Here is a 9,671-nt window from a genome sequence, read left to right on the forward strand (position 1 = left end):
ATCGAGGCGGCCTGGAGTTACCGACATCCCGCCCGGGTCAGCCGGGAATTGCTGTTGCGCCAGGAAGGATTGCCCCGGCCGATCCGCGAGATCGCCTGGAAGGCGCAGTTGCGCCTCTGTCGGCGTTATCGCCGCCTGACCCATACCGGCAAGCAGGCCAATGTCGTCACCACCGCGATTGCCCGCGAGTTGGCCGGCTTTATCTGGGCCATCGCACGGAAGGCCGAAATCGCGGCCGGCTGAACAATCGGATATTCGAAGCATACCCGGGAGGTGCCCACACTGATCAAACCCATCTGCAGCCGGGCAAGGCTGGAGGCGCGGTCACGGCCGGAGAACCCTCGCAGCCACTATCAGCCGGGACTTTCCGACGCTGGTCCCTAGACCGAGGCAGCTCCACGACGCATCAGGTCCTGCGGTTCCAATCCGCGTATCAGAGGATGATCTACCGTCGTTTCGGGATTGCGCCTCCAGCCTTACCCAGTCGCAGTCAAACCGAACCGCTTGCTTGCTCATCAGCAAGCAGAAGAAATCTCTTGCCTGCAGCTTGAAATGGCGAACATGAGAGTGGTCCGGGTTGAGGGTTGGTGCAATTTCACCTCCGGCCATGGCGGCGGCGCAGTGTCTGGCGCTTGGGGGCCGATCAGTCATGAGACAGGCGATGCACAACGACGATCCGGTGTTCCGGAAAGCCTATCTGCGGATGTTCGTCAGCAAAATGATGGTGAAGATCGGCACCGTGAGCATCAACGGTCCGCGTTCAGCCCTGGCAGCAGCCATCGGGCGGGATCATGAACCCAGTGCGATTGACGGTGCCCAGATCCATCGCAAGTGGCGTCCCGTAGGGGATTCGAACCCCTGTTATCGCCGTGAGAGGGCGACGTCCTAGGCCTCTAGACGAACGGGACTTTCTGAAAGCGTGGGTAGCCGAGTGGTGGGGGCAGGTCAAGCGGGAGCGGCGTCGATCAGGATCAGGCTGACCGAGGTTCTGCCATTCCATTGTTCCGCGCGGATGTGACCTGCAAGATTGAGCGGTGCGCCGCCCGGACGGGCCAGCGCGGCCGCAAGGTCGCCGTCTCCGGCGCGGAACAGGATCGTCTTCAGCCGGCCACCGGCCTCGCCCTCGACGAAGGCGCGGATCGTCGCCTCGTTCCGGCCGATGCGGTCCGCCCGCAGGACCCGCGCCCGCGGCACCACGAACACCGGCTCCTCGTTGCCGGCGCCGAACGGCCCGACGCGGCCGATCGCCGCGGCGAGCGCCTCATCGATCCCGCCGACCGCCGCCATGCCCTCGATCGGCAGATCGGCCGCGTCCGGCAGCGTCGCGGCCACCGCCAACCGCTCTGCGAGGAAGCCGCGCAGCGCCTCGATCCGCCCGGCTTCCACCGTGAAACCCGCGGCCATGGCGTGGCCGCCGCCCTTGATCAGCAGCCCCGCCTCGCGCGCGGCGATGATCGCGCTGCCGAGATCGACCCCCGGCACCGAGCGGCCAGAGCCCACCGCCCTGCCCTCCGCGATTCCCGCGACCAGGGCCGGACGGTTGAAGGTTTCCTTGATCCGGCCGGCGACAATGCCGACCACGCCCGGATGCCATTGCTCGCCGGCAACCAGCGCGACCGGCGCCCCGGCGGCGAACTGGGCCTCGGCGTCGGTCATCGCCTCGTCCAGCAGCCCGGCCTCCACCGCCTGGCGCTCGCGGTTGATCTCGTCGAGGCGGCGCGCCAGCACCATCGCCGTCGCCGGCTCGGCGGCGAGCAGCGTGCGCAGCCCGAGATCCGCCTCGGCGATGCGGCCGGCGGCGTTGATCCGCGGGCCGATCGCGAAGCCGCAAGTCATCGTGCCCGGCGCCTCCCTCACCTGCGCGACGTCGAGCAATGCCGCGATTCCCGGCCGTTCCCGCCGCGCCATCACCTTCAGCCCCTGGGTCACCAGCGCGCGGTTAAGGCCGGTGAGCGGCATCACGTCGCAGACCGTCGCAAGCGCGACGAGGTCGAGCATCGACAGCAGGTCGATCTCGCGCCGCGTCGCGAAGAAGCCCCGCCGGCGAAGTTCGCGCTGCACGGCGACGAGGGTGAGGAAGCTGATCGTCGCCGCGCAAACGTTGCCGAGGCCCGACGCATCGTCAGCGCGGTTCGGGTTCACCGTCGCCACGATGGCGGGCGGAGCCCCCTCGCTCTTGTGATGGTCGAGAACGATGGCATCCGCCCGGCCGTCGAGCGCCGCGAGCGCCTCATGCGCCGCCGTTCCGCAATCGACGCAGACGACCAGTTCCGCCCCCTGCCCGGCAAGCGCCCGCAGCGCCGGCGCGTTCGGCCCGTAGCCCTCGCGGAGCCGATCCGGCACGTAATTGATGGTCGTCGCGCCAAGTTCCCCAAGGCCCAGCGCCATGAGCGCGCCCGAACAGGCGCCGTCGACATCGTAATCGCCAAAGATCGCGATGGTCGCGCCGCGCTGCACTGAATCGGCGATCCGCGCCGCCGCGGCATCCATGTCGGTCAGCGCCGAGGGATCGGGCAGATAGGCGCGCAGCGTCGGCTCGAGGAAATCCGCGGCATGATCCGGCATCACGCCGCGCCCGGCGAGCAGCCGGCCGATCACCTCCGGCACGCCGCAGCGCTGGGCGATGGCCTGCGCCGTGCGGTCCGCGGCCGGGCGCCAGAGCCAGCGCCGGCCGGTCAGGCTGCGTTCGACCCCGAAAGCCGGCGCCGCCCCGTTCAGGCCGGCGTCCACGGCTTGGTCTGGAAGTTGTGATGCGCCTCGATATAGCGGACGGTGCCGGATTTCGACCGCATCACGATCGAGTGCGTCACCGCGCCGGTCGCATACCGCCGCACGCCGCGCAGCATCGGGCCGGTGGTCACGCCGGTCGCCGCGAACATCACGTTGCCCGCCGCCATTTCGTGAACCTGGTAGAGCCGCGACGGATCGGCGATGCCCATGCCCTTCGCCCGGTCGATCTGCGAGCTGTCCTCGAACAGCAGCCGTCCCTGCATCTGCCCGCCGGTGCAGCGCAGCGCGGCCGCGGCGAGAACGCCCTCCGGCGCGCCGCCCGAGCCCATGTAGATGTCGATCCCGGCCTCGGGTTGCGCCACCGCGATCACGCCCGAAACGTCGCCATCCCCGATCAGGGTGATCCGCGCGCCGGCCTCGCGGCACCGCGCGATCAGCTCGGCATGGCGCTCGCGCTCCAGCGTGCAGACCATCAGGTCGGAAATGTCGCACCGCTTGGCGCGGGCGAGGTTGCGGAGATTTTCCTCAACCGGCGCATCCAGCGCCACCACCCCCTCGGGCAGATCGGGACCAACCGCGATCTTGTCCATGTAGATATCCGGCGCGTGCAGGAAGTTGCCGCGCTCCGCCAGCGCGATCACCGCGATCGCGTTCGGCGCGCCCTTGGCGGCGATGGTCGTGCCCTCGAGCGGATCGACGGCGATGTCCATCTCCGGTCCGCCGGCGCCGACGCGTTCGCCGATATAGAGCATCGGCGCCTCGTCCATCTCGCCCTCGCCGATCACGACGAGACCGTCGATCGCGACCGCGTTGAACGCCTGGCGCATCGCGCCGACCGCGGCGCCATCCGCGCTGTTCTTGTCGCCCCGGCCGATCCAGGCCGAGGCCGCGAGCGCGGCGGCTTCCGTGACGCGCACGAGTTCGAGGGCGAGGTTACGGTCCGACTGGGCCGGGGTCTTGGCGTTGTCCATCTTCGCGGTCTCCTGCGGGTCGAGCGTCGATCAGGCCTGTTCGATGCGGATGAGCGCCGGCGGCTCCTGCACCGCCGGCAGTGCGGCGATCTGCACCAGCGCCGCCGCCATCGCGGCCTCGTCAGTCTCATGGGTGATGATCACCACCGGCACCACATCGCCCGGGCTGCGGCCGCGCTGGAGCATCGTTTCCAGCGAGATGCCGTGATCGCGCAGCACCGCGGTGACATCGGCGATCACGCCGGGCTGATCCAGCACCATCAGCCGCAGGCAATAGGCCCCGCGATGCGCCGCCATCGGCACCGAGGCCTCGCTGCGCAGCGCATCGGGCGCCATGCCGAGCATGGGCGTCTGCCGGCCGCGGGCAAGGTCGATCAGGTCGGCCACCACGGCCGAGGCGGTCGGCCCCGCCCCGGCGCCGCGCCCCTGGATCACGATATCGCCCACCGGCTCGCCGCTGATCACGACCGCGTTGTTCACGCCATCCACCTTCGCCAGCGCCGAGTTCTCCGGCACCATCGCCGGATGCACGCGGGTCTCGATTCCGGCCTCGCTCGCGCGGGCGATGCCGAGCAGCTTGATCCGGTAGCCGAGCTCGTCGGCGAAGGCGATATCCACCGCGCTGATCCGGCGGATGCCCTCGACATGCACCGCCCCGAAATCCACCTGGCGGCCGAAGGCGATGGCCGCGAGGATCGCCAGCTTGTGGGCGGTATCCACCCCGTCGATATCGGCCGAGGGGTCGGCCTCGGCATAGCCGAGCGCCTGGGCCTCGGCGAGCACGTCGGCGAACTCCATCTTCTCGTCGCGCATCCGCGTGAGCATGTAGTTGCAGGTGCCGTTGAAGATGCCGGACACGCTGGCGATCCGGTTGGCGCCGAGCCCCTCGCGCAGCGCCTTGATGACGGGAATGCCGCCCGCCACCGCCGCCTCGAAGCGGATGCCCGGCCCGCCGCGGATCAACCCCGCGAGGTCGCCGCCCGCCTGCGCGATCAGCGCCTTGTTCGCCGTCACCACCGGCTTGCCCGCGGCCAGGGCCGCCTCGACCAGGTCCCGCGCGGCACCTGAAGCACCGCCGATGAGCTCGACGACGACATCCACGGCCGGATCGGTGGCGAGCACCAGCGGGTCCTCGACCCAGCGGATACCCTCGAGCGACACCCCGCGATCCCGCGTCCGGTCCCGCGCGGACACCGCCACCACGCGCACCGGCCGCCCGGCCCGCGCGGCGATGATCGCCGCATTCTCCTGCAACAGCCGCACGACCCCGGCGCCGACCGTCCCCAGCCCGGCGATCCCGACCGACAGTTCACCATTCATGCCGAGACGCTCTCCTGCTGGTTGGGCGCATTGCCCGGTGCCATGAAGGCGCGGATGTTCCGCACCGCCTGCCGGAGCCGATGGGTATTTTCGACGAGCGCGATGCGGACATGGCCATCGCCATACTCGCCGAAGCCGATCCCCGGCGCGACCGCGACCTTGGCGCGCTCGAGCAGCAGCTTCGCGAAATCGACCGAGCCGAGATGCGCGAAGCGCTCCGGAATCGGCGCCCAGGCGAACATCGACCCCGCCGGGCTCGGCACGTCCCAGCCTGCCTGCGCGAGTCCCTTGATCAGCACGTCGCGCCGTTCGCGGTAGAGCGTGCGCATCTGCTCGACGCAGTCCTGCGGCCCGTTCAGCGCCGCCGTCGCCGCGACCTGGATCGGCGTGAAGGCGCCGTAGTCAAGATAGGACTTCATGCGCGCGAGCGCCGCGACCAGCCGCGGATTGCCGGCGGCGAAGCCCATGCGCCAGCCCGGCATCGAATAGGTCTTCGACATCGAGGTGAATTCCACCGTGATGTCCTTCGCCCCCTCGACCTGCAGCACCGAGGGCGGCGGCTCGCCCTCGAAATAGATCTCGGCATAGGCGAGATCGGACAGGATGAAGATCTCGTGCTTGCGGGCGAACGCGACGATTTCCTTGTAGAAATCCAGCGTCGCCAGATACGCCGTTGGATTTGAAGGAAAATTCACGATCAGCGCGGTCGGCTTCGGCACCGAGTGCCGCACCGCGCGGTCGAGCGCGCGCAGCATCTCGTCATCCGGCGTGGCCGGCACCGAGCGCACCGAGGCCCCGGCGATGATGAAGCCGAACTGGTGGATCGGGTAGGACGGGTTGGGCACCAGGATCGTGTCGCCCGGCGAGGTGATCGCGTTGGCGAGGTTGGCCAGCCCCTCCTTCGAGCCGAGTGTGGCGATCACCTCGGTCTCCGGGTTCAGCTTCACGCCGAAGCGGCGGTCGTAATACGCGGCAAGCGCGCGCCGCAGGCCGGGAATGCCCTTGCTGGTGGAATAGCGGTGGCTGCGCGGGTCGGCCACGGTCTCGACCAGCTTGGCCACGATATGCGGCGGCGTCGCGCTGTCGGGATTGCCCATGCCGAGGTCGATGATGTCCTCGCGCCGGTTGCGCGCGGCCGCCTTCGCCTGGTTCACCTCCGCGAAGACATAGGGTGGAAGGCGGCGGATGCGGTGAAATTCCTCGGTCATGATCGGTCCTGAGCGTCCGGTGTGGTGGGTTTGTGGCGGGGGTATAACATCTGTGCCGCACCGCCGCGACCGCTGGCGAGCGCTTCGAGGCGAATGTCTGCCGCCGGCACGCCGGCGACCTCGAGCGCGTTGGCGATCGCCGTCGCGCGCAGAAGGGCGAGCCGCAAGCCGGCCGGATCACGCCCTGGCGCGAACCCGATTGCGGCAATGGGGCGCCCGGCGCGGCGCGCCGCGAACGCGCCCAGCAGCGCGATCTGCGCCGGCGACAGCACGGCTTCGCGCGGCCGGAAGCCGAGACGCAGCGGCGGCACGGAAGGCGGCGGCGGCGCCGCGGCGGGGGCTGGCGGCTCATGGCCAGCCATGAGGTTCTGGCCGCGATTCGCCGCCTCCAGCCGTCCGCGCAGCGCCGCCTGATCGGCGGGGGAAATCGATGTCGGCCGCGGCGGCACCGAAGCCAGGTTCGGCCAGGGCGAATCGAGCCCCGGCGCGGGCGGCGGCCCCGAGCTGATCACCCCGCCCTCGTAGCGGTGCAGCAGCGCCGCCGGGCTGTAGGCCGCGCAGCCCGACAGCGCGATCACCGCGAGCGCGGCCATTACGGCGACGATTCGACTCGGGGTTTCAGGGGTGGGCGGAATCTGGCTATAGGTCACTTCGGCTCCTCGCTTGCGCCACCAACCTTAGCGCCTGCATCCCGGAGCCGGAAGGAGCGTCGATGGCCGAACAGCAAAATCCGCGGACGGAAGCCCCAAACCTTCCCGATCCCGCCGCTTTTTCCCGCACCATGGCCGATATCGCGGCCCGATCGCAGCGCATCGTGGCCGAATGGCTGCAACGCCAGCACGAGGCCGATGTCGCGATCGATCCGCTCAACATCGGCAGCGCGTTCATGGAGATGATGGCCCGGCTGATGGCCAATCCCGCGTCGCTGATCGAGGCGCAGATCGGCTTCTGGCAGGATTACGTCACGCTCTGGCAGCACTCGACCCGCCGCATCATGGGAATCGAGACCCAGCCGGTGGTGCCGCCGGACCCGCGCGACAAGCGCTTCCAGCACGAGGAATGGAAGGAAAACGAGATCTTCGACTTCATCCGCCAGAGCTACCTGCTCTCGGCCCGCTTCGTGCAGGATGTGGTCCGCCGCGTCGACGGGCTCGATCCGAAGACGGCGCAGAAGGTCGATTTCTACGCGCGCCAGTTCGTCGACGCGATGAGCCCGTCGAATTTCGCCCTGACCAACCCCCAGGTCCTGCGCAAGACCGCCGAGACCGGCGGCGAAAACCTGCTGCGCGGCCTGTCGAACCTGCTGCGCGATCTCGAGGCCGGGCGCGGCCAGCTGCACATCCGCATGACCGACGCCGAGGCCTTCAGCGTCGGCGGCAACATCGCGGTCACGCCGGGGAAGGTCGTCTACCGCAACGAGCTGATGGAGCTGATCCAGTACGCCCCGGCGACCACGACGGCGCACAAGACCCCGCTGGTCATCTTCCCGCCCTGGATCAACAAGTTCTACATCCTCGACCTGCGGCCCAAGAACAGCTTCATCCGCTGGGCCGTCGAGCAGGGGCACACCGTCTTCGTCGCGAGCTGGGTGAACCCGGACGAGCGCCTCGCCGAGAAGGATTTCGCCGACTACATGAAACTCGGCGTGTTCGCCGCCCTCGACGCGATCGAGCAGGCCACCGGCGAGCGCCAGGTGAACGCGATCGGCTACTGCCTCGGCGGCACGCTGCTCGCCGCCACCCTCGCGGTGATGGCCCGCCGGCGCGACAGCCGGATCAAGTCCGCGACCTTCCTCGTCACGCTGACGGATTTCGCCGATGTCGGCGAACTCGGCGTCTTCATCGACGAGGAACAGCTCGCCGCGCTGGAAGACCGGATGAACCGGCGCGGCTATCTCGAAGGCTCGGCGATGGCCACCACCTTCAACATGCTCCGCTCGAACGACCTGATCTGGAGCTTCGTGGTCAACAACTATCTGCTCGGCAACGAGACCTTCCCCTTCGACCTGCTCTACTGGAATTCCGATTCCACCCGCATGCCGGCGGCGATGCACTCGTTCTACCTTCGCAACATGTACCAGAAGAACCTGCTGAGCCAGGCGGACGCCATCACCCTCGACGGCACGCCGGTCGATCTCCGGCGGATCAAGGTGCCGGTCTACTTCCTCTCCTGCCGCGAGGACCACATCGCCCCCTGGGCCAGCACCTACCGCGCGACGCAGCTGATGGCCGGGCCGAAGCGCTTCGTGCTCGCCGCCTCCGGCCATATCGCCGGCGTGATCAACCCGCCGGGCAGCGGCAAATACAACCATTTCGTCAACGCCACCCTGCCGGCGAACGCCGAGGACTGGTTCGCCGGCGCGACCGAGGTGGCCGGCTCCTGGTGGCCGGACTGGCAGCGCTGGATCGCCGCACAGGGCCGCGGCGAGGTTCCCGCCCGCACACCCGGCGACGGCGCCCTCCCCGCCCTCGCCGATGCCCCCGGCGATTACGTGAAAGTCCGATCGGCTTGAACCAGCCGGATGCGGCCGGCGGCATCGCGATGGTGCTGCCCGCCAGCGAAGCCTTTGCCCCCGGCCGGGCCGGCGCGATCGCGCTGGTCGTCCGGCGGCTCGCGGCCGCCACCGGTGCCTCGGTCATCGGCGCCGCCTGCGCGGAGCCGGGCTTTCCCGGTATTGCCTGCGATCCGGTCCGCTTCCGCGCGCCGCTCGCCTACAATGCCGGCGTGCTGCGCCGGCTGCGGCGGCTCCGCCCGGCGAGCATCGACATCCACCAGCAGCCGCGCCTCGCCCGGCTTGCCGCGCGCCTGCTGCCCGGCAGCCGGGTGATGCTGTTCCTGCACAACGAACCGACGACGATGCGCGGCCTCACCAGCCCGGCGGCGCGGGCGGGCACGCTGCGCCGCCTGCACGCCGTGGTCTGCGTCTCCGATCATCTGCGCGCCCGCTACGCGACCGGCCTTGCCGACACCGCCCGCCTCGTCACGCTGCACAACCCGCTCACCCTCGCCGAACTGCCGGCACCTCCCGATGCGCGGCGGCGCGAAATCCTGTTCGCCGGCCGCATCGTCGAGGGCAAGGGCATCGCCGATTTCATCGCCGCCAGCGCCGCTGCCCTGCCGCGCCTGCCCGGCTGGTCCGCCCGCATCATCGGCGGCGACCGCTTCGGGCCGGACAGTCCGGAAACCCCGTTCGTGCGCGAGATGCGGGCCCGCGCCGGCGCCGCCGGCATCGCCTGGGACGGCTACCGGCCGCACGACGAGGTTCTGGCGGCGATGGCCGGCGCCGCGATCGTCGCGGTCCCGAGCCGCTGGCCCGAACCCTTCGGCCTGACCGCGCTGGAGGCGATGGCGGCCGGCGCCACCCTGGTCGCGACACGGGCGGGCGGCCTGCCGGAAGTGGTGGGCGAGGCCGGGCTGCTGGTGCCGCCCGGCGACGCCGCCG

Annotated in this window: 7 protein-coding genes, 1 tRNA gene and 1 pseudogene; 3 read left to right on the forward strand and 6 right to left on the reverse strand. The window is 69.9% G+C overall.

Features of this window, described 5'->3' with window-relative positions; genetic code table 11:
* Positions 1-243, forward strand: a pseudogene (locus tag RT91_RS17370) (IS110 family transposase); the annotation flags it as partial.
* A 589-nt stretch (positions 244-832) separates the two neighbouring features.
* Here RT91_RS17370 and RT91_RS17375 read toward each other — a convergent pair.
* From RT91_RS17375 to RT91_RS17400, 6 genes are all read right to left on the reverse strand, one after another.
* Positions 833-908, reverse strand: a tRNA-Glu gene (locus RT91_RS17375).
* Positions 909-945: 37 nt separating this feature from the next.
* Positions 946-2,730, reverse strand: coding sequence for a single-stranded-DNA-specific exonuclease RecJ (gene recJ / locus RT91_RS17380; RefSeq protein ID WP_035188775.1), 1,785 nt, complete (start codon positions 2,728-2,730; stop codon positions 946-948).
* Entirely contained in the window at positions 2,715-3,701 is a 987-nt protein-coding gene (glpX, locus tag RT91_RS17385; protein WP_035188776.1) for a class II fructose-bisphosphatase, read from the reverse strand. Before glpX ends, recJ begins: the two co-directional genes overlap by 16 nt.
* A gap of 30 nt (positions 3,702-3,731) precedes the next feature.
* Positions 3,732-5,021: a homoserine dehydrogenase gene (locus RT91_RS17390; protein WP_007423250.1), complete on the reverse strand. Its 1,290-nt coding sequence runs from the start codon at positions 5,019-5,021 to the stop codon at positions 3,732-3,734.
* Positions 5,018-6,229, reverse strand: coding sequence for an LL-diaminopimelate aminotransferase (locus RT91_RS17395; RefSeq protein WP_007423251.1), 1,212 nt, complete (start codon positions 6,227-6,229; stop codon positions 5,018-5,020). The genes RT91_RS17390 and RT91_RS17395 overlap by 4 nt, the downstream gene beginning before the upstream one ends.
* Positions 6,226-6,879 carry a hypothetical protein gene (locus RT91_RS17400; protein WP_011942143.1) on the reverse strand — a complete coding sequence of 218 codons (654 nt, stop codon included), beginning with the start codon at positions 6,877-6,879 and terminating at the stop codon, positions 6,226-6,228. Before RT91_RS17400 ends, RT91_RS17395 begins: the two co-directional genes overlap by 4 nt.
* A gap of 62 nt (positions 6,880-6,941) precedes the next feature.
* Between RT91_RS17400 and RT91_RS17405 the strand changes: the two genes are divergently transcribed.
* On the forward strand, positions 6,942-8,741 hold the full coding sequence (locus tag RT91_RS17405; RefSeq protein ID WP_007423254.1) for an alpha/beta hydrolase: 1,800 nt from the start codon (positions 6,942-6,944) through the stop codon (positions 8,739-8,741).
* A partial coding sequence (locus tag RT91_RS17410) for a glycosyltransferase family 4 protein (RefSeq protein WP_035188779.1) occupies positions 8,738-9,671 on the forward strand: 934 nt, incomplete at its 3' end. The genes RT91_RS17405 and RT91_RS17410, both read left to right, overlap by 4 nt.

Origin of the sequence: Acidiphilium sp. JA12-A1 (genome assembly GCF_000724705.2) — a bacterium.
GTDB classification, from domain to species: Bacteria; Pseudomonadota; Alphaproteobacteria; order Acetobacterales; family Acetobacteraceae; genus Acidiphilium; species Acidiphilium multivorum.

Bases quoted from the DNA above. Each gene is read 5' to 3' on its own strand.
- glpX (WP_035188776.1), bottom strand. From the start codon at position 3,701: ATGGACAACGCCAAGACCCCGGCCCAGTCGGACCGTAACCTCGCCCTC.
- RT91_RS17390 (WP_007423250.1), bottom strand. From the start codon at position 5,021: ATGAATGGTGAACTGTCGGTCGGGATCGCCGGGCTGGGGACGGTCGGC.
- RT91_RS17395 (WP_007423251.1), bottom strand. From the start codon at position 6,229: ATGACCGAGGAATTTCACCGCATCCGCCGCCTTCCACCCTATGTCTTC.
- RT91_RS17405 (WP_007423254.1), top strand. From the start codon at position 6,942: ATGGCCGAACAGCAAAATCCGCGGACGGAAGCCCCAAACCTTCCCGAT.